This is a genomic window from Andreprevotia lacus DSM 23236, assembly GCF_900176275.1.
Taxonomy (GTDB): domain Bacteria; phylum Pseudomonadota; class Gammaproteobacteria; order Burkholderiales; family Chitinibacteraceae; genus Andreprevotia; species Andreprevotia lacus.
The window spans coordinates 1-21,826 of sequence record NZ_FWXD01000044.1 but is presented as its reverse complement, the minus strand read 5'-3'; the positions used below and the strand labels follow the sequence as shown (position 1 = coordinate 21,826).

23 protein-coding genes and 1 pseudogene are annotated in these 21,826 nt (G+C 63.3%); 7 read left to right on the top strand and 17 right to left on the bottom strand.

Features of this window, described 5'->3' with window-relative positions:
• Positions 1-326: pseudogene (locus B9A19_RS20640) on the top strand (IS4 family transposase); the annotation flags it as partial.
• Between the two features lie 263 nt (positions 327-589).
• Here the strand turns inward: B9A19_RS20640 and B9A19_RS20635 are convergent.
• From B9A19_RS20635 to B9A19_RS20600, 8 genes are all read right to left on the bottom strand, one after another.
• Positions 590-2,161 carry a GGDEF domain-containing protein gene (locus B9A19_RS20635; RefSeq protein WP_176217047.1) on the bottom strand — a complete coding sequence of 524 codons (1,572 nt, stop codon included), beginning with the start codon at positions 2,159-2,161 and terminating at the stop codon, positions 590-592.
• 75 nt (positions 2,162-2,236) lie between these two features.
• Positions 2,237-3,406, bottom strand: coding sequence for an FAD-dependent monooxygenase (locus tag B9A19_RS20630; protein WP_084093039.1), 1,170 nt, complete (start codon positions 3,404-3,406; stop codon positions 2,237-2,239).
• A complete protein-coding gene (locus B9A19_RS20625) occupies positions 3,403-4,704 on the bottom strand; it encodes an aminopeptidase P N-terminal domain-containing protein (protein WP_084093038.1) in 1,302 nt (433 codons plus the stop codon). The genes B9A19_RS20630 and B9A19_RS20625 overlap by 4 nt, the downstream gene beginning before the upstream one ends.
• Before the next feature lie 84 nt (positions 4,705-4,788).
• Entirely contained in the window at positions 4,789-5,721 is a 933-nt protein-coding gene (locus B9A19_RS20620; protein WP_084093037.1) for a M48 family metalloprotease, read from the bottom strand.
• A gap of 2 nt (positions 5,722-5,723) precedes the next feature.
• Positions 5,724-6,317, bottom strand: a complete 594-nt coding sequence (locus tag B9A19_RS20615; protein WP_084093036.1) for a hypothetical protein — start codon at positions 6,315-6,317, stop codon at positions 5,724-5,726.
• Positions 6,314-8,143, bottom strand: a complete 1,830-nt coding sequence (locus tag B9A19_RS20610) for an adenylate/guanylate cyclase domain-containing protein (protein ID WP_217807135.1) — start codon at positions 8,141-8,143, stop codon at positions 6,314-6,316. Before B9A19_RS20610 ends, B9A19_RS20615 begins: the two co-directional genes overlap by 4 nt.
• Before the next feature lie 121 nt (positions 8,144-8,264).
• Positions 8,265-8,993 carry a YebC/PmpR family DNA-binding transcriptional regulator gene (locus B9A19_RS20605; protein WP_084093042.1) on the bottom strand — a complete coding sequence of 243 codons (729 nt, stop codon included), beginning with the start codon at positions 8,991-8,993 and terminating at the stop codon, positions 8,265-8,267.
• A gap of 107 nt (positions 8,994-9,100) precedes the next feature.
• A complete protein-coding gene (locus tag B9A19_RS20600) occupies positions 9,101-9,934 on the bottom strand; it encodes a hypothetical protein (protein ID WP_084093035.1) in 834 nt (277 codons plus the stop codon).
• Positions 9,935-10,054: 120 nt separating this feature from the next.
• On the opposite strand from B9A19_RS20600, the gene B9A19_RS20595 reads away from it, so the two are divergent.
• Positions 10,055-11,677, top strand: a complete 1,623-nt coding sequence (locus B9A19_RS20595) for a methyl-accepting chemotaxis protein (RefSeq protein ID WP_084093034.1) — start codon at positions 10,055-10,057, stop codon at positions 11,675-11,677.
• Between the two features lie 39 nt (positions 11,678-11,716).
• Here the strand turns inward: B9A19_RS20595 and ubiA are convergent, their stop codons facing one another.
• Genes ubiA through B9A19_RS20575 form a run of 4 tightly spaced genes read right to left on the bottom strand, consistent with a single transcriptional unit; the run spans position 11,717 to position 14,175 of the window.
• Complete coding sequence (ubiA, locus tag B9A19_RS20590; RefSeq protein WP_084093033.1) at positions 11,717-12,598, bottom strand: 4-hydroxybenzoate octaprenyltransferase; 882 nt, start codon at positions 12,596-12,598, stop codon at positions 11,717-11,719.
• Positions 12,595-13,170: a DUF4166 domain-containing protein gene (locus B9A19_RS20585; RefSeq protein ID WP_084093032.1), complete on the bottom strand. Its 576-nt coding sequence runs from the start codon at positions 13,168-13,170 to the stop codon at positions 12,595-12,597. Before B9A19_RS20585 ends, ubiA begins: the two co-directional genes overlap by 4 nt.
• Positions 13,167-13,703, bottom strand: a complete 537-nt coding sequence (locus B9A19_RS20580) for a chorismate--pyruvate lyase family protein (protein WP_176217046.1) — start codon at positions 13,701-13,703, stop codon at positions 13,167-13,169. The genes B9A19_RS20585 and B9A19_RS20580 overlap by 4 nt, the downstream gene beginning before the upstream one ends.
• A complete protein-coding gene (locus B9A19_RS20575; protein WP_084093031.1) occupies positions 13,696-14,175 on the bottom strand; it encodes a GNAT family N-acetyltransferase in 480 nt (159 codons plus the stop codon). The genes B9A19_RS20580 and B9A19_RS20575 overlap by 8 nt, the downstream gene beginning before the upstream one ends.
• Positions 14,176-14,287: 112 nt before the next feature.
• On the opposite strand from B9A19_RS20575, the gene B9A19_RS20570 reads away from it, so the two are divergent.
• From B9A19_RS20570 to B9A19_RS20550, 5 genes are all read left to right on the top strand, one after another.
• Positions 14,288-15,013 carry an AzlC family ABC transporter permease gene (locus B9A19_RS20570; RefSeq protein WP_245804395.1) on the top strand — a complete coding sequence of 242 codons (726 nt, stop codon included), beginning with the start codon at positions 14,288-14,290 and terminating at the stop codon, positions 15,011-15,013.
• Positions 15,010-15,339 carry an AzlD domain-containing protein gene (locus B9A19_RS20565; protein WP_084093030.1) on the top strand — a complete coding sequence of 110 codons (330 nt, stop codon included), beginning with the start codon at positions 15,010-15,012 and terminating at the stop codon, positions 15,337-15,339. Before B9A19_RS20570 ends, B9A19_RS20565 begins: the two co-directional genes overlap by 4 nt.
• Positions 15,340-15,402: 63 nt before the next feature.
• Positions 15,403-16,548, top strand: a complete 1,146-nt coding sequence (gene bioF / locus B9A19_RS20560) for an 8-amino-7-oxononanoate synthase (protein ID WP_084093029.1) — start codon at positions 15,403-15,405, stop codon at positions 16,546-16,548.
• Entirely contained in the window at positions 16,545-17,312 is a 768-nt protein-coding gene (gene bioH, locus B9A19_RS20555) for a pimeloyl-ACP methyl ester esterase BioH (RefSeq protein WP_084093028.1), read from the top strand. The genes bioF and bioH overlap by 4 nt, the downstream gene beginning before the upstream one ends.
• Before the next feature lie 112 nt (positions 17,313-17,424).
• A complete protein-coding gene (locus tag B9A19_RS20550) occupies positions 17,425-18,096 on the top strand; it encodes a hypothetical protein (protein ID WP_139799030.1) in 672 nt (223 codons plus the stop codon).
• Between the two features lie 3 nt (positions 18,097-18,099).
• On the opposite strand, the gene B9A19_RS20545 is transcribed toward B9A19_RS20550, so the two are convergent.
• The 5 genes from B9A19_RS20545 to grxC form a co-directional block, all read right to left on the bottom strand.
• The gene (locus B9A19_RS20545) at positions 18,100-18,834 is read right to left on the bottom strand and encodes a metallophosphoesterase family protein (RefSeq protein WP_084093027.1); all 735 of its coding nucleotides are present in this window, start codon (positions 18,832-18,834) and stop codon (positions 18,100-18,102) included.
• A 53-nt stretch (positions 18,835-18,887) separates the two neighbouring features.
• Entirely contained in the window at positions 18,888-19,880 is a 993-nt protein-coding gene (locus B9A19_RS20540; RefSeq protein ID WP_084093026.1) for an NAD(P)H-dependent glycerol-3-phosphate dehydrogenase, read from the bottom strand.
• Positions 19,877-20,323, bottom strand: a complete 447-nt coding sequence (locus tag B9A19_RS20535) for an SH3 domain-containing protein (RefSeq protein ID WP_084093025.1) — start codon at positions 20,321-20,323, stop codon at positions 19,877-19,879. Before B9A19_RS20535 ends, B9A19_RS20540 begins: the two co-directional genes overlap by 4 nt.
• Positions 20,304-20,789 carry a protein-export chaperone SecB gene (gene secB, locus B9A19_RS20530; RefSeq protein WP_084093024.1) on the bottom strand — a complete coding sequence of 162 codons (486 nt, stop codon included), beginning with the start codon at positions 20,787-20,789 and terminating at the stop codon, positions 20,304-20,306. The genes B9A19_RS20535 and secB overlap by 20 nt, the downstream gene beginning before the upstream one ends.
• A 90-nt stretch (positions 20,790-20,879) precedes the next feature.
• Positions 20,880-21,140: a glutaredoxin 3 gene (gene grxC / locus B9A19_RS20525; protein WP_084093023.1), complete on the bottom strand. Its 261-nt coding sequence runs from the start codon at positions 21,138-21,140 to the stop codon at positions 20,880-20,882.
• Positions 21,141-21,826 lie beyond the last annotated feature (686 nt).

The following is a 21,826-nucleotide window of genomic DNA, read 5'->3' as shown; positions in this document are numbered from 1 at the left end:
GCAGCAAGCAACCGGCCTTGGTGCGTCAGGAGTTGTGGGGCGTGTTGATTGCCTACACCTTGTTGCGACGGCTGATGCGTCTGATGGCGGAGCAGCTGCAGGTGGCCCCGCAGCGAATCGGCTTTCATGTTGCAGCGATGGCGATCATCGATCTACTGCGCTTTGCGCCCTTGGAGTCTGCTGGAAACCTGCCTAAACGACTGGCATTGCTCTTTGAACAGGCACGGTTATTCGTGCTGCCGCCTCGGCGCGAGGGGCGGACTTATCCTCGAGTGGTCAAACGGCGTTCGGCGAAATACCCAAACAAAAATGCCAGTCAGGCTTAACTAACTGGCATTAGGCATTTGCCGGCTTTTTATTTGCATTTGCTCACCACGACGAACTGGGCACACTCCGTGCCGTAGTCCAGCAAAAACCGAATTCGTGCCACGAACGAGCGTCGGCGAGGCTCCCTCGCGGCGCGAGGCGGGGGGCGTGGAATCAATCAGGGATGAGCCGGTGTTTCGCTTGCCAGAAATGATCAGAGCCCGGCTAGGCCGGGCTTGATATCGTCTCGCTCATTGCAATGGTGAGCCAATAATCCGGCGAATCACGCGATACAGATCCGGTTGCGCCCGCTGCGCTTGGCAATGTAGAGCACGTCGTCTGCAGCCTTGATCAAGGCATCGCCCTGGTCAAAGGCCGGGAAGCCGGCAATGCCGGCGCTGAAGCTGAGCTGGAAGTGGCCGCTGGAATAGGGGTGGCGGATGTCGGCAAAATCCTGCCGTATCTGGTCCAGCGTCACCATCGCTTCCATTTCGGTGGCACCGGGTAGCGCCACGAGGAATTCCTCGCCGCCGTAGCGGCCGATGATGTCACTGCGGCGCAGCCGCTGCTTCAGCAGCCAGGCAATGCTGCGGATGATCTGGTCGCCGATCGGGTGGCCGTAGGTATCGTTGACCTTCTTGAAGTGATCGATATCCAGCATGGCCAGCGCCAGCGACGAACCATCGCGCCGCGCAGCCTCGATGGCGGCATCCAGCCGCGTCTTGGATGTGGTGTGGTTCAACAGGCCGGTCAGGCTGTCGTGATACATCGAGCGGCGCAGCGCCCGGTAGCGCTCGATCTTGCTCTTGACGATGGCGTTGAGGAACAGCGGGTTGAACGGCTTGGTGAGGAAATGATCGCCACCCAGACGCAGCGCATCGATCTGCAGGCCCAGATCGGTCTCGCCCGACAGGTAAACGATGGGCACGCTGAGGAACTCGTTGTGCTGGCGGATCACCCGCGCAGCCTCAACGCCGGTGCACTGCGGCATGTACATGTCCAGCAGCAGCAGGTCGGGGTTGAACTGGTGCAGTGCATCCAGCACTGCCATAGGGTCGGTCAGCGTGCGCACGATGATGCCGTTCTCTTCCAGTGCGCGCTTGATGACGTGGCTGGCGGTCGGCGAATCATCAACCACCAGTACGCGGAATGCTTCCTGTTCCTGGCTGTCGTTCAGGTCGAGGATCTGCGTGACGATGGCCGGCAAGGGCGTGCCTTCCGGAAAGCAGATGTCACAGCCGGCACGCAGCGCATTCTGCAACAGCGTGAAATCGGACGGCACCGACAGGCAGATGATCTGGCTGGCAGGATAATCCTGCCGGATGCGGCGCAACGAGGTCTGCGGATCGGCCAGCCCGGCCAGATCGACCAGCAGCAGCGGTGCTTCCTCGCTGCTGCGCAGTCCGGTCCAGGCCAGGTTTTCCACCGTCAGGCCAAAGTAGCGCAACTGGTCCTGCAGCGGTTGCCACTGCGCAACATCATTGCTGATGAACCACAGCAGGCGTTGCCGGCGCAGTTCCAGCGGCGGGCCCGGTTGTATGCGGCGTTCGGGGGCGTGGCTGGTGCTGGCGCCGATGAAGTCTTCTATCAGTCGCGACAGCTCGTGCAGGCTGTGGTCGAGATTCTGCAGGATGTTGTCGGCGATGGGATGGGTGGTTTCGTCGCCGAACAGCGCCAGCGCCTGTTGTTCCAGCTGGTGGCCGGCACGGTGCAGGCCAACGGCGTTCTTGTCGCGCAGGAACTCGGTCAGGTTGTTGAGCATGACCGCGAATTCGACAAAATTGTCGAAGCGCGGCGTTTGCCGGTAGCTTTGCCAGGCGCGCAGCAGATTCTGCTGCTTGAGCGGGAGGTCCATTGCGGCTTTTTCTTGTTCAGTTCACTTGATGATGCAAGCTGGGGGTGCAACTGGCAAGCACGTTCGGCAGTCGGCTCAGCGGGCGCCGTATACCATGCGTCGCGCAAAGCCCCGCCGCAGCGGCGCCAGGTGGTCGAGGGCCAGCAGCCCCAGACTGCGTGCATGCTTGAGCAGCGGATTGGGTGATTCGAACAAATGAATCAGACTATCGGTGAAGAATGTGACGCGCCCGGCATCGCGTCGGCGCAATTGCGCATAGCGTGCCAGCGTCGCCGCATCACCCGTGCGTGTGGCCGGGGTATTGGCCAGCAGCGTGGCCAGCGTATCGGCATCGCGCAGGCCCAGGTTCAGCCCCTGTCCGGCGACCGGGTGCAGGGTCTGTGCAGCGTTGCCGACCAGCACGATGCGTCGGCCAACCACGTGGTCCAGTGTCTTGAGCGCCAGCGGCCAGCTGGCGCGCGGGCCAACCCGCTCGAAACCGGCAATGCGCCCACCCAGCCGTGCTTCAACGGCCGACATGAAGGCTTCATCATCCATATCCAGCCGCTCTGCCGCCTGTTCCGGTGTCTGTGTCCAGATCAGCATGTAGTCGTCGCCGCTGGGCAGCAAGGCCAGCGGGCCATCGTCGGCAAAGCGCTCGTAGGCGATGCCCTGATGGGGCTGGCGTGGCGTGAGGCGTGCCAGTACCGCGTGCTGCTCGTAGGACTTCACCGTCTGCGTGATGTCGTCCAGCGTGGCAACTAGTTTGCCGCCATCGGCCAGCACCACCAGATCGGCGGTGATGGCTTGCTCGCCATCCGGCCCATGCAGGATGACCTCCGCATAGCGATCCAGTCGGCGCAGCCCGGTTACCGTGTGGCCCAATGCCAGCGGCACCGGCCCTTGCTTGAGTTGTGCCAGTCCATGCGCTGCCAGGCCGGCATAGCCCACGGCAAAGCCCAGCACGGGCAGGCCAAGCTCGGCGGCGGTCAGTTCGGTGCGGCCCAGCGTGCCGGCTTGCGACACGTGCACCCGCTCTATGGGGGTAGCATCCAGCGTATCCGACCACAGGCCGGCCTGCAGCAAGGTATCGCGGCTGGCCCAGGACAAGGCCAGCGTGCGTGGATCGGCCGGTGCTTCGGTGCGTGCTTCAACAACCAGCACGCGTTGGCCGGCGGCGTGCAGCCGCTGCGCCAGCATGGCGCCCACCGGGCCGCCGCCGACCACGACGATGCCCACGTGCACGGGCAGGCGAGGGACGATCACTTGCGCGACTCCGCAATCCAGTTTTCGATCTCTGCCACGCTGCGCGGGCAGCCCTCGGTCAGCAAGGTGTGGCCACTGGCGGTGACGATGGCATCGTCTTCGATGCGGATGCCGATATTGGCGAATTCGCTTGGCACATTGGCCGCCGGGCGGATATACAGGCCCGGTTCGATGGTGAACACCATGCCCGGTTGCAGCTCGCGCCACTCGCCGTTGATCTTGTAGGCGCCGGCATCGTGCACATCCAAGCCCATCCAGTGGCCGGTGCGGTGCATGTAGAACTGGCGATAGCTCTCGGTCTCCAGCACCTGCTGCAGCGAGCCATCCAGCAGCTTGAGGTCGAGCAGGCCTTGCGCCAGTACATTGACGGCTGCGTCGTGCATGTCATTCCAGCGTTTGCCGGGGCGGGCCTCGCCGCGTGCGGCAGCGTGGGCGGCCAGCACCACCTCGTACACGGCCTTTTGCGGGCCGCTGAACTTGCCATTGGCCGGAAAGGTGCGGGTGATGTCGCTGGCGTACCCTTCATATTCGCCGCCGGCATCGATCAGCAGCAGATCGCCATCGGCGATGCGGCTGGTGTTTTCCACGTAATGCAGCACGCATGCGTTGGCACCGGTGGCAACGATGCTGCCATAGGCGGGAAAGCGTGCACCGTTGCGGCAGTATTCGTGCAGCAGCTCGGCTTCGACCGCGTATTCCATCGTGCCGGGCACGGCTGTACGCATGGCGCGCTTGTGCGCGGCCACGTTGATGTCGGCGGCGCGCTGCAGGATGGCCAGCTCGTGCTCGTCCTTGAACAAGCGCATTTCGGCAATCGCATCGCGCGGGTCGGCCACTTCGGTCGGCACGTTGATGCCGGCGCGCACGAAGCCGCGCACACCGTTCAGCCAGCCGGTCAGCCGGCTGTCCCAGCCCGCATCGGCGCCGAGCGGGAAATGCACGCGCGGCTGGTTTTTCAGCAGCTCAATCAGCTTGCTGTCCAGCTCGTTGATCGAATGGGCTTCGTCAAAGCCGAATTTCTCGCCGGCTGCGGCCGGGCCGTAGCGATAGCCATCCCAGATTTCGCGCTCGATGTCCTTGTCGCGGCAGAACAGGATGGAGCGTGGCTTGCCGCCGGTTTCAATCACCAGTACGGCTTCCGGTTCGGCAAAGCCGGTCAGGTAGTAAAAGCTGGAGTCGAAGCGGTAGGGGAAGCCGGTGTCGGCATTGCGTGCGAGTTCAGGCGAGGTGGGCAGGATCAGCAGGCCCGGCGAAAGCTGGGCGGCAAGGCGGGCACGGCGGGACGAATACGGCTGCATGATGGACGATCCGGATACGATACTGAAAATTATACGGCCACCTGCGGGTGCAGGTGGCCGTGATCTTTCCCTGATGCTGCCTGTTTACTTGGCTTTCCTGGTCGATTTGCTGTCGCTGCTGCCGGCCAGCCTGCCGACGATGCTGCGGAAACGTGCGGTATCTTCGATTCCGCCTGCGTAGGCATCCAGCTTGTCGCCGACGATTTCATCAATCTTGGCCAGGCGGTCGGCCGGGCTGGGGTGGGTACCGAACATCAGCGCCACGCCCTCGTCGGCCGGGTTGATGGCATCCAGCGTCTGCAGCACGCCCACCAGCGCATACGGGTTGTAGCCGGCCCGCGCGCACAGCACCATGCCTTCAATATCGGCCTCGAACTCGTCGCCCTTGTCCAGCCCGCGCACCTGCACTTCGGAGATGCCCTTGATGGCGTTGGCACCCAGTTGGTGGTTGGTCGAGTTGCCCTTGTAGGCCACCACGCCCTGCAGCACGCTGCCCAGCGCATCCTTGCCCTTGCTGGCCTGGATGGCGCGCGTGTGGTGGTGCTTGAGGGTATGCGTAACTTCATGGCCCAGCACGCAGGCCAGCTCGGATTCGTTGCGCAGCTTGAGCAGCAGGCCCTTGGTGATCAGGATCGCGCCACCCGGCGTGGAGAAGCTGTTCAGGTCCGGGTCATCGGTCACGCCGAAGCGCCAGTTCACCGGGGTCTTGCCGGCCTGATCGGCGACCCAGCGGCCCACCTGGTTCACATAGCGTTGCAGCGCCTGATTGTTCATCAAAGGCGTGGCGCCCAGAACATTGGCTGCGAGGCCGTCGCCGATCAGCTTTTCTTCTTCCGGGCCAATGTCGCGGTTGGCTTCGTACAGGCTTTTGCCGGCATCAAACACGTTATTGATCACGCCGCTTTTGCTGTCGCTGTCGTTGCCGCCCAGCGGCTTGAGCAGATTGCCCAGATCGAGAGCCAGCGCCGGTTGCGCCAGCAGCAGCGACATCAGCATCACACTGAGAGTTCGCTTCATGATTAACGCCTCTTGCGCAGATTATCGGTGGAGTTTTCTCCACCGGAGTTGCTGTTGCTGCTGCCGCTGCTCAAGCCGCGTGGCAGATCGATTTCAGGTACTTGTAAGGCCGCCAGCTTGGCCTGCTGGGCAGCACGTGCCGCATCCGGCGCGCTGACGGCCATCCCGGTCAGCTTGTCCACTTCCTTGAAATTGGGCTCGGACTTTTCCAGATTCTCGCGTGAAACCCCTTTGACGCCAGTGGTCACCGTGGTGCCGGACGAACCGGTGGTCACCACATTGGCCAGCGCGCCAACGGCGTTGCCGCTATTGGTTTTGCCGCTGCCGGTACGTACGTTCAGCAGCTTTACCCAGCCGCTGCTGGCACCAGATTTCACCTGCATCCAGGCGCCCTGGCGATTCAGGATGTCCAGTGTGGCGTTGGCGGGCAGCTGACCTGCGCTGGCAGCGTCCAGAAACGGCTTCTGTTTCAGGTCGGCGGCGCGGATCAAGGTGCCGGATTCGGCATGCGCCAGCGCACCAAGCGCCAGCGCAAGCAGCCCACCGCAGCAGGCCAGGCGCCATTGTCGTGGCACTGAATGCATATTCGGGTTCATTGCCCCTCCTCATTGATTTTCGGCCGCGGTTCAAACAAGCGCACAGCTTGCTCGCGACCCTTTACAGAATGGCTACCATGATCAACGAATTCGAACGCATCATGGCATGCATCACGTGTGACCTCGGACACCAGCAAACGCGATACCCCCTTGGTCTGGCCCTCGATGCGGCTGGCCAGATTGATGGTATCGCCGATGACCGTATAACTCAGTTGCGCGTCCGAGCCGATGAAGCCCACCACCGCCTTGCCGGTATGCACGCCGATGCCGATTTCAAACTCTGCGCCCAGATCGGTCAGCTCGCGCTTGAAGGCTTCCAGATCGCGCGACATTTCGATGGCGGCGGCAACGGCGTGCTTCGCGTGGTCGGCATCCTGCACCGGCGCGCCCCAAAACGCCATGATGGCATCGCCGATGAACTTGTCCAGTGTGCCACCGTGGCGGAATATGATTTCGACCTGCCGATTGAAGTATCGGTTCAGCAGATTCACGATGTATTCCGGCGGGCGGGTTTCGGACAGTGTGGTAAAGCCGCGTATGTCCGAAAACAGGATAGTGATTTCGCGCGTTTCGGCGCGCTTGGCATCGTCGATCTGGCCGGTTTCCACCAGCTGCTTGACCACGCGCCGGTCCAGAAAGCGCCCGAACAGCTGCACGGCTTGTTCGCGGTGCAGTTTCTCGGTCAGATAAGCCAGCAGTGCGGACAGCACGTAATAGCCCCAGGCCCAGCCCAGACTGCTGCCTATCGGCCAGTAAATCTGCTTTTGCAGCAGGCTGTAGCTGCCGGCCACAATCGCCAGTGACACCAGCAGCAACGCGCCGCCCAGCCACAGGGTATTCACGCTGCGCAGAAAGCCCAGCCACAGCAGGATGAGCAGCGCGGCGGTGACGACAGGTGCCAGCCACGGTGGGGTGTCGCGCAGCCAGTCACCGTGTTCCAGATTGTCAAACGCCGTGGCAAGAATGCCGATGCCCGGATAGATGGTGGACAGCGGCGTGGCGCGCAAGTCCTGCAGGCCGGGGGCGGCGGTGCCGATCAGCACGATCTTGTTCTTGAATTCGTCCGCCGGGCGCTGGCGGTGTTCACGATTGAAATCGAGGTAAATGTCGCTGAAGCTGACGTGCTTGTGGCCATGCGTCCAGTTCAGCCGGATGCGTTCGCCATCCGGGATCTTCCAGCCCAGATCGGCACCGACGCGCGCCGGCATCGAGGGCATGCGCCAGCCGCGCGCAATGTCGGCGCCCAGCAGGTAGTGCCGGCCGATGCCATCGGCCTCGCTGTCGAAGTTGATCAGTCCGCCGCGCCAGCTTTCCTGCGGCAGCACGATGGGCAGCAGCAGTGGCGAGCGCAGGCCGGGATCGGCGCCTTGCACGGCCTTCAGGCCGAGGCTGGCTGGCAAGGTCGAAACAACTGGACCGCGACCATCTGCCAGCAGGGTACTGGGGAAGTAGGCGTGCGGGTGTTGTGGTGCAACCTGCTGCAGCGCCTGATCGCTGTCGGGGCGGAATACGTCCAGCTCGTTGAACAGCAGGTCGAACACGATGGCGCGCGGCTGCTGCGCATCCAGCCCTTCCAGCATCTCGGCATACACCGAGCGCGGCCATACCCAGTTGCCCAGCTCGCCCATCAGCGCGGTCAGCGATTTCTGGTCGATATCGACAATCACGATGTCGTCGCTGGCCGGCCGTTGCTGCGCCCGCTGCCGCAGCAGCATGTCACCCACGGTATTGTCTGCGTCGCGCGTGAAATGCCCCACGCTGCCGTCGACAAGCAACAGCAGCAGAAACAGCAGCAGCAAACGCAGATAGGAAAAGTGTTTGAGCATGGCCGGGTTACGCGATAGGGCTGGGTTTTTTATAGCAGTGCAGCGGCGGCTGCAACATGACGGCTTACAGCCGGCATGAAAAAGGGGCCTGCAGAGGCCCCGTTTTCATTGCACCAGGTGCTTATTCCTCGTCCATGACGGCCGTGGTGTACACATCCTGCACGTCGTCCAGGCTTTCCAGCGCGTCGAGCAGCTTTTGCATTTTCGCCACGTCATCACCGGTGATTTCGGTTTCGCCCTGCGGCTTCATGGTGACTTCGCCCATTTCAGCCTTGAAGCCGGCGGCTTCCAGCGTGTCCTTGATGCCGACGTATTCATACGGCGGGGTGATGACTTCGATGCTGCCGTCATCATTGGTCACCACATCGTCGGCGCCCGCTTCCAGCGCGGCTTCCATCAGCGCGTCTTCGTTGGTGCCCGGTGCGAACACCAGATAGCCGCAGTGCTTGAACTGGAAGCTCACACAACCGTCTGTGCCCATATTGCCGCCGTACTTGGAGAACGCATGGCGCACTTCGGCCACCGTGCGCACCTTGTTGTCGGTCAGGCAGTCCACCATGACCGCTGCGCCGCCGATGCCGTAGCCCTCGTAGCGGCATTCGGCGTAATCGACGCCTTCCAGATTGCCGGTGCCACGGTCGATGGCGCGGGAGATGTTGTCTTTCGGCATATTGGCCGCCAGACCCTTGTCCACCGCCAGACGCAGGCGCGGGTTCATGTTGAGGTCACCGCCACCCATCTTGGCGGCTACGGTGATTTCCTTGATCAGGCGCGTGAAGACCTGGCCGCGCTTGGCGTCCTGACGGCCCTTACGATGCTGGATGTTCGCCCATTTGCTATGGCCGGCCATGTGATTGATCCTGCTGGTAAACAACGAAAAACGCGATTCTAACATGCCGCCGACAGCAGCATGCAGGGCCGGTGCTGCGGCATGTGCAGTCCCCGGTACTGATGACGCTACAAGACATGCCCGAGGCGGCCGCAAGCGTAGGCCAGCAAGGCGGTCAGCACGATCAGGGCGCCGCCGGCAGGACCCTTGGCGCGCCAGGTCAGCAGGGCGCAGGCTGTTGTGGCGACCGGCAGCGCGAAAGGTGAGGGCAGCCACGAAATCAACAATGTGCCCGGCAGGCTGCCAGCCAGCCAGCCGAGTCCGTTGAGCATGCGGCGCGTGCGGGCCCGGGGCGGTGGGGGGGCCAGTGCCGGCAGCCGGGGCAGCAGCGATGCCCATGCCGAATCCGGCCGCGCGCGCAGTGCGGCGATCAAGGCCAGAGCCTCGCCGGGTGATGTGCCGGCCGCGAGCAACTGGCCGGTGAGGCCCACACTGTCTTCCGGGCCGGGTTGCTCATCGGTCTCGGTATCGTCACGGTCAGCGGCGGGCCGTTGTGGCGCCTTGGTGCGCACCACATGCCAGACCAGTCCGCCCAGCATCAGCAGCCACGCCAGAAAGGCTTGAGTGGCAGGCAGGCGGGCAAAGCCGGCCAGCAAGGCCGGCAGGGCGGTGCAGAGCATGGCGCCGTCGGCCAGCAGTTGCGCATGTCTTTGCCACAGCGGCGCAATGCTGCGCTCGTACAGCGCCAGCCCGGGCAGGCCGGCCCGGTGCAGCCAGGGCCACAGCAGCGCAATGCCTGCGTGGCGCAACAGCCACAGGCCTGCATGGCGCCTGGCCGGGGATTGCGCCTGTACGGCGGCGATTTCCAGCCAGTACCATTGGCGTGGCGTGCCGGCTTCCAGATCGGAGAGCTGCAGCGCCAGTGCTCTGGCTGTGGCGGGTGCGGGAAGAAGATCGGCCATGGACGGGAAAGGTAATTTTGGCGCAGTCTGCCTCAGTTTCACCTATCAATAAAACTGCCACGGTGAAATTACCGGGTACTTGCAACCTCATGACGCTCATCTTGGAGCCCGGGCCAACCCATGCTGCAGAACATCTCCATCCGCAATCGGCTGATCGCGTTTGGCGCACTGACCATCATCCTGGTGCTGGTCATCTGCCTGATCAATGTCACCCAGACGCGTGGCCTGGTCGCGGCCATGCGGGACAACGCGGTCAGCGTGCAGGCTTTGCGCCAGCATGCCGACACCGACATGATGCACGATGCCATCAGGGCCGATGTGCTGGCCATGTACCACCACCAGCAGACCGCCGCGAGTGACGTGGCTGCAGCCAAGGTGGTCGAGGACGGATTTGCCGAGCATGCCCAGATCATCCGCAAGAATGTAACGGCCAACGAGGCGTTGCCGCTGTCCGACGAGGAGAAACAGGCGCTGGCCGCATTCAAGCCCGACCTCGAAAAATACCTGCAAGATGCACAGGCGCTGATTGCCCAGTACAAGAGCGGTAGCGGCAATGAAGCGGGTTTCGAATCCTTCATCAAGCAGTTTGAACTGCTTGAAGACAAGCTGGGCAAGTTCAGTGACCTGATCGAATCGCACGCCAAGCACAAGCGCGAGGCCGAGGCAGATGTCGCGATGCAGGCGCAGATGCTGGGCTGGGCAGCGGCCATTCTGGGCATTCTGCTGATTGCGACATCGACCTTGTTCCAGGTGCGCAGCATAGACCGGCCGCTGAAGAATCTGCGCGAGTTCATGCTCACGCTGGGTACGGCACTGGGTCGCCGGGTTGAGCCGCAGGGCAAGGATGAAGTGGCCGATATTGCCCGCACGGTCAATCAGCTGCTGGGTGATTTGTCCGGCTTGATCCGCACGGTACAGGAATCGGCACGGCAGGTGATGAGCACGGCACGTGATCTGGCGGCGCGTGCCAGCGATGCCAGTGGCCACGCCGAGGCGGCCGATAGCCGCATTCGTGGCGTGGCACAGCAGTCCGAGCAGCTCAATGCCTCGGTGCTGGATGTGAGCGAGCGCATCCGTGGCAGCGCCGATGCGGCCAGCAAGGCCGCCGATCTGGCGCGCGGCTCGGCCACGGCCATGGAAAAGGTCGTTGCCACCAATCAGGTGCTGCTGTCGGCGACCCATCGCTCATCGGCCCATATCGACGCGCTGTCCGAATCGGCCGGCAAGATCGGCCAGGTGGCCGGCACCATCCGCGAGATTGCCGACCAGACCAATCTGCTGGCGCTCAATGCTGCCATCGAGGCTGCACGGGCGGGTGAACAGGGGCGGGGTTTTGCGGTGGTGGCCGATGAGGTGCGCAAGCTCGCCGAGCGTACGGCACTATCGACCAGCGATATTGCCACCATGACGGAGAGCATACAGCGCGCCACTCAAGAGGCAGTGCGGGCCATGCAGGACGTCACGCAGGGCGTGGAGGAGGATGCCGCGCACCTGCAGGAGGCCTATGCAGCGCAGCAGCACATTGTCGCCAGTACCGGTGAGATGCGGCAGATTGCCAGCGATATCGCCGCTGTATCGCGCCAGCAAGCCCAGGCCGTGGCCGAATCATCACGTGGTGTGCAGGACATTGCCGGTTTGATTGCCGCCAACGCACAGCAATTGCAGTCGGTGCGTCAGGGCAGTGCCGATCTCGACCGGCTCTCGGCCGAGCTGGCCGCGCAGGCGGATCGCTTCAAGGTGTAGCCGGGACGACCCTGTGGGTGCCACCGCCCGGAATCGCCTTCAATGGATGGCGTAATCCAGCGCCAGCGCGGCAAAGATCACCCCGCCGATGCGGTTGTTGGCCAGAAACGCCGTGAAGCAACGCTGCGGTTCGCGCTCGCGGATGCGCGGGTATTGATCGAACACCACCAGCAGTGCGGCGGCCAGCAGGCCCAGCAAATAAACCACACCCCGACCATGGGCCAGTCCCAGCCACGCCATCATGCCGAGAAACACGGCATGGCACAGCAGCACCGCTGCCACATCGTAGCGGCCGAAAGTGATGGCCGAGGTCTTGATGCCGATTTTCAGGTCGTCCGGCCGGTCGGTCATGGCATAGGCGGTGTCATAGGCCACGGTCCAGAACAGATTGGCCAGCAGTAGCCACCATGCCGCGGCCGGCACGCTGTTTTGCAGCGCGGCATACGCCATCGGGATGCCGAAGCCGAAGGCAATGCCCAGATAAGCCTGCGGAATGGCCAGAAAACGCTTGGTGTACGGGTAGCTGGCCGCCAGGAACGCGGCCGGTATGGCCAGCAGCAGCGCTAGCCGGTTGAGCGGCAGCGCAATCAGCAGCGCCGCCAGCGCCAGGCCGGCGGCCAGCAGCAATGCCTCTTTCTTGCCGACCAGCCCGGCCGCCAGCGGTCGCAACTTGGTACGCGCCACACGGCCGTCGAATTCGCGGTCGGCATAATCATTGATCACACAACCAGCCGAGCGCATCAGCACCGTGCCGAGCACGAAGATGACGACCACCAGCCAGTCGGGCGTGCCGTTGCCGGCCAGCCAAAGCCCCCACAGTGTGGGCCACGTCAATAGCAGGATGCCGATGGGCTTGTCGAGGCGCGCCAGACGCAGGTAAAGCTGAAGGCGTTGCTGGAAAGGCATGGGGCTTGTGGTCATGGTTGTCGGGGTTGGGAAGAATCGGTGGCGAGGGCAGGTTGCAGCTGGCCGCCGTAGGCAAGCAGCAGGCCGAACACGGGCAGCGAGAACGCCACGTAAAAGCGGTATTGTCCGTCTTCGATGCGCTTCCAGGCGGTCGAGTGTGGAAACAGCCAGTTGGGCAAGGGGATGCCGCCCACGCGCACGCCCAGCTTGCGCCAGTGCCAGCCGCCATCAATCACATCCACCGTCAGGCGCAGCTTGAGTGGGCCGGTCTGCTCCAGCCAGCAACCTTCGGGATAGCGCCCGACGGGTTCAAAGGTAGAGTGCATCCAGTGGGCATTGTCGAAGCGTCTGTCCCAGTGCAGCTTGCGATCGCCATGGCGGATGTCCACGTGAAAGGCATGCTCGCCCGCCTGCGTCGGCGCGCCCAGCTTGCGTGCCAGCCGCTTGCCGATCAGGCCGGCCAGGCCGCTGCCAAAACGCATGGTGACCGTGCCATCCAGCTGCCCGCCATGCAGATGCAGTTGTTGCAGCTGCGGGTGGAGTGCGTCGAAACGTGGGCCAAACCAGTCGGAAACGCAGCTTGTCATCGCGTATGACCTTGCGGGCTGAAATACGGTGGCAGGAACACTTCGGTAACCAGCAGTGCATCGTGGCCAGCCAGAAACAGTGAACGACGCGCCCACAGCGGCTCATGCAGCCCGCCCAGTGCGCGCGACGCCTTGCGCCACAAGGGGTGGCGCCTGTCTACACGTCGCCAGGCCAGCGGTGCACGCACGATGGTCGGTGTGGCAAACAGGAAGGAGCCGAGCGAGCGGTTGCCCAGCTTGCCGACCGCGCGAAAACCGCGCCGCAGCGCGGCGGGTGCCGCCACGCTATGCGCGAAGACCAGCGGTGTATCGCCACTCATCAGCAAGACCTCGCGCGTTTCGACCAGGCCGCGCGGCGCGGACAAGGGGCGACGCTCGTCCAGATGGGCCGGTGCATGCGTCTGGCGCAGCACGCGTACCGAGAAAGCGGGGTAATGGGCGACCAGCCGTGCCGTCAGCGAGCCGGTAGCCATCAGCCAGGGGCGCAACCGGCGCGGCGCCATGCAGATCGGGTGTTGCCAGCCGCTAAGCATCAAGTTGTTTTTCCATCGGAACATAACGGATGCCGTTCCGCACCCGTTCTTCGCTCATGGGCACAAACCCGTAGCGCTGATAGGCGGGCACGGCATTCAGGCTGGCGTTGACCGAGATGGTGCGCAAGCCTGGCTGCTGCGCACAGGCCAGCGCGATGATGGCCTCGACCAGCGCGCACCCTATGCCTTGCCCCTGTGCGGCGGGTTCCACGAACAGCATGCACAGGTGATCGGGCAGCTTGAGCTGCACCATGCCCAGCAACTGGCCATCGCGCTCGGCCAGCAGTGTGAGGTGCTCGAACGCATGGCGGCCGGCAATCGCCTCGGATACCGCATAGGCATAAAAGGTGGCGCGGCCTTCGGCATTCAGCCCGGGGGCTACCGCAGCGTCGAAAGCGCGGTGCACCAGCGCGGCAACGGCAACGAATTCTTCGGCATGGGGGGCGCGCAGCTGCAGGTTGGCAAGGTTCATGGGGCAATTATGCCACGCCCGTGCCGGCCGCCCGTCCGGGCGCACGGTGTTCGGTACAAATGCAGCTCAACTGTACCGGTTGTTTTGCTGGTGCCCTCCTTATGATGAACAGATGACTGAAATTGTTGAAAACCCTGCAGCGCAGCAGCCGGACGGCTTTCTGGCCGGCGCGCGCGACAACCTGCCCATGCTGTTGGGTGCAGCGCCGTTCGGGCTGATTTTCGGCACGCTGGCCGGCCCGTCCGGCTTGCCGCCGTGGGCGGCCCTGGCAATGTCGCTGTTCGTGTTTGCCGGCTCGGCGCAATTCATCGCCGTTACCTTGATGGCCGCCGGGGCCAGCCCGCTGGTCATCGTGGCGACCACCTTCATCGTCAATATCCGCCACGCCCTGTACAGCGCCAGCCTGCTGCCCTATGTGGCCGGCTTGCCGCGCCACTGGCGGGCCTTGATGGCTTTCGTGCTGACCGATGAAACCTTTGCCGTGGTGTACAACCGCCTGCAGTCTGCCGCACCGGTGGATGTGCGCAGCTATTACCTGGGTGCCGGGCTGGCCATGTATGGCAACTGGATTGCATGGACTGCGGTCGGCATCGTACTGGGCCAGACCGTGCCGGGCATCGAGCATTGGGGCTTGGAGTTTGCGATGGTGGCCACCTTTGTCGGCATCGTGGTGCCGCTGCTGAAGAACCGCGCGCAGGTGGCCGCAGCACTGGCAGCTGGCCTGACCGCACTCTGTACCACGGCCTTGCCCTACAAGCTGGGCCTGTTGGCCGCCGTGCTGGCGGGGATTGCCGTCGGCATGCTGCTGGAACCCACCGTCAAGCAGGAGGCCGCATGAGCATGGCGACGAGCGATATCCTGCTCACCCTCGCCGGCATGGCGCTGGTGACCTATGGCCCGCGCGTGGCATTGTGGCTGGGCAACGGCGGCGGTTTTCCGCCCCGGCTGCGCCGCATGCTGGAATACGTGCCGGTGGCCGTGCTGTCGGCCATCGTGTTCCCGATCGCCCTGCTGCACGACGACAAACTCTATCTCTCCATCCACAATGCTTATCTGGCTGGCGCAGTGGCGGCCGGGCTGATCGTGTGGCGCAGCAAGCATTTGCTGGCTGGCATCGGTGGCGGGCTGATTGTCTATGTCGCTTGGCGTTTGTTGCTAAGCTGATCGCGGGCGATGCTGCATGGGCGCAGGCGTAAAATGCGCGACACTCCTTTGCTGATGCCACCCATGCCTTTTTCCAGCCTTGATGCCGACCTTGCCGCACGCCGCGCACAACACTTGTTCCGCCAGCGCACGGTGCTGGGCAGCCCGCAGGGCGCGCAGGTACAGGTGGGCGGGCAGATGCTGCTCAATTTCTGCAGCAATGATTACCTGGGCCTCGCCAACCATCCCGACATCATCCTGGCCGCGCAGCAGGGCGCGCAGCGCTGGGGTGTGGGCAGTGGCTCAGCGCATCTGGTGGCCGGTCACTACGCGGTGCACGAAGCCTTCGAGCAGTGCGCCGCCAACTGGGTGGGCAAGCCGGCGGCACTGTCGTTCTGCACAGGTTACATGGCCAATCTGGCGGTGGTGACTGCACTGGTCGGGCGTGGCGATGCGGTGTTTGCCGACAAGCTCAACCACGCCTCGCTCAACGATGCCTGCCAGCTCAGCCGGGCTGATTTCAAGCGCTTTGCCCACAACGACATGGCTGCGCTTGAGCGCTTGCTGGCCACCAGCACCGCCGCACGCAAACTGATCGCCGTCGACGCGGTATTCAGCATGGATGGCGATATCGCGCCGCTGGCCGATCTGTTGCGGCTGGCCGAACAATATGATGCCTGGCTGTATCTGGACGACGCGCACGGCTTTGGTGTGCTGGGCGATGGGCGCGGCAGCATGGCGCACGCCGGGCTGGAGTCGCCGCGGGTGATCTATATGGCCACCCTGGGCAAGGCGGCCGGTGTGGCGGGGGCCTTTGTGGCTGCCGAGCAGGTGGTGATCGACTACCTGATCAACTTCGCCCGCCCGTATATCTACACCACCGCAGCGCCACCGCTGCTGGCCGAGGCATTGCTGGTCAGCCTCGATCTGATTGAACAAGATGGTTGGCGACGCGAACGCCTGCAGCAGCAAATTGCCTGTTTGCGTACTGCGCTGGCCGGGCGTGGCCTGATGCCATCCGCCACGCCCATCCAGCCATTGCTGGCGCCCGATAGCGCTGCCGCGCTGGCGTGGTCGGCCACGCTGCGCGAGCGGGGCTACTGGCTGGCAGCAATACGCCCGCCCACCGTGCCAACGCCGCGCCTGCGCATCTGCCTGTCGGCCGCACACGAGGTGGCAGGCGTTGCCGCATTGGCGGATGAAATCACCCGATTACTGGATCAAGCATGAGTCTGTATTTCGATACCGTTGGCCGTGGTGAGGACGTGGTCTGGCTGCATGGCTGGGCCATGAACGGCACTGTCTGGCGGCAAACCGCCGCGGCATTGGCCGACGATTTCTGCCACCAGCTGGTGGACTTGCCCGGCCACGGCCGCAGCGCGCCGTTGGCCGGCCTGACGCTGGAAGGCATGGTTGATGCGCTTGAAGCCACTTTCCCCAACCCGGTGCACGTGGTGGGCTGGTCGTTGGGTGGTGCGGTGGCTACCAGTTGGGCGCTGCGCCGGCCCGATCAGGTGCGCTCGCTCACGCTGGTGGCCTCCAGCCCGTGCTTTGCACAACGCGATGACTGGCAACCGGCCATGCCCATGCGCACTTTGCAGCAGTTTGCCGCCAGCCTGGGCGATGACTGGCAGGGCACGCTCCGGCGCTTCATCAACCTGCAAACGCTGGGCAGCCCGAGCGCCCGCGAACAGAGCAAGACCCTGCTGGCCGAGCTGTTGCTGCATGGCGAACCCGATCAGGCGGCGTTGCGTGAAGGGCTGGATATCCTGCGCGATACCGATCTGCGCACGCGCATCGCCGAGCTGGACGTGCCGCTGCTGCTGCAATTCGGCGACAAGGACACACTCAGCCCCTTGGGTGCCGGTGACTGGCTGGCGCAGCAGCGGCCCGATGCGCAATACGTGGTGCACAAGGGGGCGGCGCATGTGCCTTTCCTGTCGCATGCGGATGATTTCATCGCCGCGCAGCGGGCGTTTTTGTCCGCCATCTGACGGGCGGTCATATTCACCCCTGCAAAATCCGCCAAACCGGCCGATGAAGTAGAGATGGACGCCCGCAGGGGCGCGACGTCATACGCCCGTGTGCTACGGGCAGGAGCACATCATGGCCATCAGCAGCATAGGCATCACCCAGACCACCGTAACGACGCAAACCGTGTCGCTACGCACCAGCACGAACAGCAGCAGCGATAGCAATGCACCGCAAGACAGCGTTTCGCTGGGCGACAACCCGGACAGCGCAGACCTGACCTATACCGACCCGCGCAAAACCACCAATAGCGGCAAGCCGGTCGATCTGGCCGGCATGATGGATGAATCGAACCGCAAGGTGCAGGCCTTTACCGACATGCTGAACGGCATGCTGCAGCAGCAAGGGCTCACGTGGTCCAAGGTCGTCAGTGGCGAGCAGCATCTGTCGGCAGACCCGGCCACCATCGAGGCGGCCAAGCAGGCGGTCTCCGACGACGGCGAATTCGGTGTCACCAATACTGCCGAGCGCATCCTGAGCTTTGCCAAGGCGGCGATAGGCGATGACCCGAGCAAGCTGGCGACCATCCGGGCGGCAGTGGAAAAGGGCTTCAAGGACGCGACTGACTTCTTTGGCGGCAAACTGCCCGATATCAGCGAGCAGACGCACGCGGCCATTACTGCCGAATTTGATCGCTGGGAGAAGGAAGGTATTCCATCCGGCGACAAGGTGACGCTGAGCAAGCCGGCAACCAGCGACAGCACCACTCAGGCTACGACGGACCAATCCGGCAGCGTTGCCGGCTGACGTTCAGGCAAAACCGCTGGCCAGCCAGCCGGCCCAATCCAGCCGGTTGCGTTCCAGCGCCTGCTCGACCGCGATGGTGTGGTCGTAGGGCACGCAGCGCAGATCAATCAGCCAGCCACGGTCGGTGGCCTCCAGCCGTGCGTAGCGCGCGTGCGGGCTGCCGGTCTGCATGGCATGCGCAGGCCGCTGGTCACGAAAGGCCGGCAGCCCCACGCTGCCGGGGTTCACAATGATGCGGTTGTCGGGCAGCCCCACCACGCGCGGCGTGTGGCTGTGGCCGCACAGCAGGATTTCCGCATCAATGCGGCCTGCCAGCGCGGCGATCTCGGCCAGCGGTCGCAGGCCACGATCCATATCCTCCAGCCAGTAGCGCAGGTCATCACCGGGTTGGCCGTGGCAGGCATAGAGCAGATCATCCACACGCAGGGCGGCCGGGCGCGACTGCAGCCAGGCAATGCCGGCGAGACCCAGCTCGGCCCGCACGAACTGCATGGTCGGGCCGTCGTCCTTGCCCTCCCAGACGTCGCGATCCTGATTGCCATTGATATGCAGCACGCGACGGCTGTCGGCCTCGGCCAGCAGGCGTTGCCAGGTAGCGTAGGGGGCCAGTGGACCATAGAGTGTGTCGCCCAGCTCCAGCAAGGTGGCGTCGGGCCAGTCGCGCAGGTCGGCCAGCACGGCGTCGAGCGCGGCAAGATTGCCGTGAATGTCGGAAAGGATGGCGTAGCGGCGGGGCATGAAAAAGGCCGGTCATTACCGGCCTTCAGTGTAACGCGATCATTGCGGCGCGGTCAGGCGTCGCCTTCCATGCGCGGTGCACGCTCCATCAGCTCGCTGATGATGTCGTTGACCGCTGCGCCATTGAACAGCAGCTTGCACACCGAACGCGTGATCGGCATGTCGATGCCCAGCGCATCAGCCTGGCGCAACACCTCGCGCGCCGTCGGCACGCCTTCGGCTACATGGCCGAGGTTTTTCAATACATCATCCAGCTGCAGCCCTTGCGCCAGCAGCAGGCCCACGCGCCGGTTGCGCGACAGGTCGCCGGTGGCGGTCAGCATCAGGTCGCCAATGCCCGCGAGGCCCATGAAGGTTTCTGCCTTGGCACCCATGGCCGCGCCAAAGCGCGCCATTTCCACCAGACCGCGCGTCAGCAGCGCTGCGCGGGCATTCAGGCCCAGATTCAGGCCGTCACACACGCCGGCGGCTATCGCCAGCACGTTTTTGACCGCTGCGCCGATTTCCACGCCCACCAGATCATCACTGGCGTACAGACGCAGCACTGGCGTATTGAGCGCCGCCACAGTGCGGCGGGCAAATTCGGCATCGCTGGCGGCTATGGTCACGGCGGCCGGTTTGCCGGCAGCCACTTCCTGCGCAAAGCTCGGGCCGGACAGCATGCCGCGCGCAATGGTGGCGTCGAGCTCTTCTTCGGCCACCTGATGCGGGAATTTCATCGTGCCCGCTTCCAGTCCCTTGCACGCCCACAGCACCGGTGCCCGGTTGCCCAGTGCGGTCAGTGCTTGCAGTGTCGGGCGCAAGCCGGCCATGGGGGTGACGATGAGGATGGAGTCCGCATCGTGCACGGCATCAGCCAGCTCGGCGGTCACACTCAGGCTGTCGGGAAAGGGCAGGTTGGGCAGGTAATCGGGGTTGGAGCGGGCGGCTGCCATGCGGGCAGCTTGTTCTGCGTCGCGGCACCACAGCGCCACATTGCCTTGATGGGCAAAGCGGATCGCCAGCGCGGTTCCCCAGGCGCCGGCGCCAAGTACGGCTAATTTCATGCGCCCCAGGCCTCTTCGATCCGGATATAGCCGGTCTGGCCGTCGCGGTGTTTTACTTTCAGCCAGCCGTTGCGGGTGTTTTCCACCAGCTCCAGCAGTAAATCCTTGCCGGCCTTGAATTGCACGGCAGCGCCTGCGTCGGGCTTCTGGTAGACGTTGACCGGCTTGAGTACGGCCACATAGCGTTTGCCGCTTGCGTCGGTCTTTTTCAGCCAGGCCAGCGTGCCCTCGCGGTCGCGCACGCGCAGCCAGCCGTTTTCCTCGGACAGCAATTCCAGCGGCGTACCACGGCTGAGCACGAACAGCTTCTTCGCATCGTCCTGCGGTGCTTGATACAACACGGCGCCATGACGGGCGACCGAGCGGAATTCGAGGGCATGGCTTGCGCCGGCCAACAAGGCCAGCGCAGCCAGAACCAGCAGCTTAGTGCGTGGTTTGTGCATTGGCTTCAGTCTGCTGCGCAGCTTGTTGAGCGCGCTGTTGCAGGTAGATGGCCTCGAAATTGATCGGCTGCAGCAGCAGCGGCGGGAAGCCGGCGCGGGTGGTCAGGTCCGAAATCGTTTCGCGCAGGTACGGGAACAGGATGCTCGGCACGCCGATGCCCAACAGCGGGTCCATTTCTGCTTCCGGCACGTTTTCGATCTGGAACAGGCCTGCTTGAGTCACTTCCACCAGGAAGACATTGCGGTCTTCGACTTTGGCTTCGGCGGTCACGGTCAAGCTGCCTTCATAGAAGCCGTTCTCGGCCGAAACCTGGCGTGCGTTGTTGCGGAACTGAATGTTGAATTCTGGTTGTTGCTCTTCAGCAAAAACGAACGGCGCGTTGGGCACTTCCAGCGAAGCATCTTTCACATACAGCTTCTGGATGGCGAAAACCGGCTGTTGCGCCTCTTGGTTCTGTTCGCTCATGGCGATTCCTTCTCGGGGTAAAAGTAACTAGTAGCTTATAAGGGATAGTGCGGCGGGCATCATCGCATGATTCGATGACTGCTGCCATCGTCACTCGGCGGACAGCAACGGCAGCAAGCCGCCGGCATGATCCAGCGCCGCGAGGTCATCGTATCCACCCACATGCGTGTCGCCGATATAGATCTGCGGCACGGTGCGGCGGCCGGTGCGATTCATCATTTCGTCACGGCGAACCGGGTCAAGATCGATGCGTATCTTTTCGATCTCGCTGACACCGCGCTGCTTCAGCAACTGCTCTGCGCGTATGCAGTACGGGCAGACCCCTGTGCTGTACATCAAAACCTTGTTCATGCGTGACTCCAAATGCCTCATGGCAAGATCATGGTGGCGATCAAACACTTCCACAAGAGGGCAAGCGCATAGAAGCAGCAGTTCTGCGGCCTTTTCATGGCTGTGCTCACCATCGCATATAAGTAACGCGCGCTCGCGCGCGAGACGCGCACCCGCTGGCGCAGGATGAATCAGGTGGTTGGAGGGACGTGTGCCCCTGCTGTTGCCGTTGTTCTGCCTGTTTTTTGCGCAAAGTGCGCACCGGGCGGGCGGATTTCGGGGTGATGCAGGCGTTTTGGGCCTGTTTTGCAGGGTTGGTGCTTCAAGGTGCGCTGGAGAGACTGCAGAGGTTCACCGATTCTGGCGCCAGACGGTGGTGATCTGGTGTGTTACAGATCAATGACTTAGTGGTTTAGGTGAAGAATTTTGCGTTGAAGTGTTGACGACTTCAGAGGGGGTGCGTATATTTCGGTTTCTCCGCTGCAGACACAGCGAAAGACGAAGCGAAACGAAGAGTTTAGCAGAGTTTTTCGGTGGCGCAGCAAACGATCTTTAACAAATTACAGCCGATGAGTGTGAGTGCTTGAAGAAGACATCAAGTGCTCGCACTAAGACAGAAAGAAACAAAGTACAACTTTGTTGATTTCTTGAGTTTTGTGAGCGCGAAAAGTAGTAACAGAGATTGAACTAAAGAGTTTGATCCTGGC

Excerpts from the sequence above, each read along its gene's own strand:
- B9A19_RS20570 (WP_245804395.1), top strand. The coding sequence starts at position 14,288 with ATGACTGAAATTGTTGAAAACCCTGCAGCGCAGCAGCCGGACGGCTTT.
- B9A19_RS20585 (WP_084093032.1), bottom strand. The coding sequence starts at position 13,170 with ATGACAAGCTGCGTTTCCGACTGGTTTGGCCCACGTTTCGACGCACTC.
- grxC (WP_084093023.1), bottom strand. The coding sequence starts at position 21,140 with ATGAACAAGGTTTTGATGTACAGCACAGGGGTCTGCCCGTACTGCATA.
- B9A19_RS20550 (WP_139799030.1), top strand. The coding sequence starts at position 17,425 with ATGGCCATCAGCAGCATAGGCATCACCCAGACCACCGTAACGACGCAA.
- B9A19_RS20595 (WP_084093034.1), top strand. The coding sequence starts at position 10,055 with ATGCTGCAGAACATCTCCATCCGCAATCGGCTGATCGCGTTTGGCGCA.
- B9A19_RS20620 (WP_084093037.1), bottom strand. The coding sequence starts at position 5,721 with ATGAAGCGAACTCTCAGTGTGATGCTGATGTCGCTGCTGCTGGCGCAA.
- B9A19_RS20605 (WP_084093042.1), bottom strand. The coding sequence starts at position 8,993 with ATGGCCGGCCATAGCAAATGGGCGAACATCCAGCATCGTAAGGGCCGT.
- B9A19_RS20625 (WP_084093038.1), bottom strand. The coding sequence starts at position 4,704 with ATGCAGCCGTATTCGTCCCGCCGTGCCCGCCTTGCCGCCCAGCTTTCG.
- B9A19_RS20565 (WP_084093030.1), top strand. The coding sequence starts at position 15,010 with ATGAGCATGGCGACGAGCGATATCCTGCTCACCCTCGCCGGCATGGCG.
- B9A19_RS20635 (WP_176217047.1), bottom strand. The coding sequence starts at position 2,161 with ATGGACCTCCCGCTCAAGCAGCAGAATCTGCTGCGCGCCTGGCAAAGC.
- B9A19_RS20540 (WP_084093026.1), bottom strand. The coding sequence starts at position 19,880 with ATGAAATTAGCCGTACTTGGCGCCGGCGCCTGGGGAACCGCGCTGGCG.
- B9A19_RS20545 (WP_084093027.1), bottom strand. The coding sequence starts at position 18,834 with ATGCCCCGCCGCTACGCCATCCTTTCCGACATTCACGGCAATCTTGCC.
- B9A19_RS20575 (WP_084093031.1), bottom strand. The coding sequence starts at position 14,175 with ATGAACCTTGCCAACCTGCAGCTGCGCGCCCCCCATGCCGAAGAATTC.
- B9A19_RS20600 (WP_084093035.1), bottom strand. The coding sequence starts at position 9,934 with ATGGCCGATCTTCTTCCCGCACCCGCCACAGCCAGAGCACTGGCGCTG.
- ubiA (WP_084093033.1), bottom strand. The coding sequence starts at position 12,598 with ATGACCACAAGCCCCATGCCTTTCCAGCAACGCCTTCAGCTTTACCTG.
- secB (WP_084093024.1), bottom strand. The coding sequence starts at position 20,789 with ATGAGCGAACAGAACCAAGAGGCGCAACAGCCGGTTTTCGCCATCCAG.
- B9A19_RS20580 (WP_176217046.1), bottom strand. The coding sequence starts at position 13,703 with ATGCTTAGCGGCTGGCAACACCCGATCTGCATGGCGCCGCGCCGGTTG.
- B9A19_RS20615 (WP_084093036.1), bottom strand. The coding sequence starts at position 6,317 with ATGAACCCGAATATGCATTCAGTGCCACGACAATGGCGCCTGGCCTGC.
- bioF (WP_084093029.1), top strand. The coding sequence starts at position 15,403 with ATGCCTTTTTCCAGCCTTGATGCCGACCTTGCCGCACGCCGCGCACAA.
- B9A19_RS20610 (WP_217807135.1), bottom strand. The coding sequence starts at position 8,143 with ATGCTCAAACACTTTTCCTATCTGCGTTTGCTGCTGCTGTTTCTGCTG.
- bioH (WP_084093028.1), top strand. The coding sequence starts at position 16,545 with ATGAGTCTGTATTTCGATACCGTTGGCCGTGGTGAGGACGTGGTCTGG.
- B9A19_RS20535 (WP_084093025.1), bottom strand. The coding sequence starts at position 20,323 with ATGCACAAACCACGCACTAAGCTGCTGGTTCTGGCTGCGCTGGCCTTG.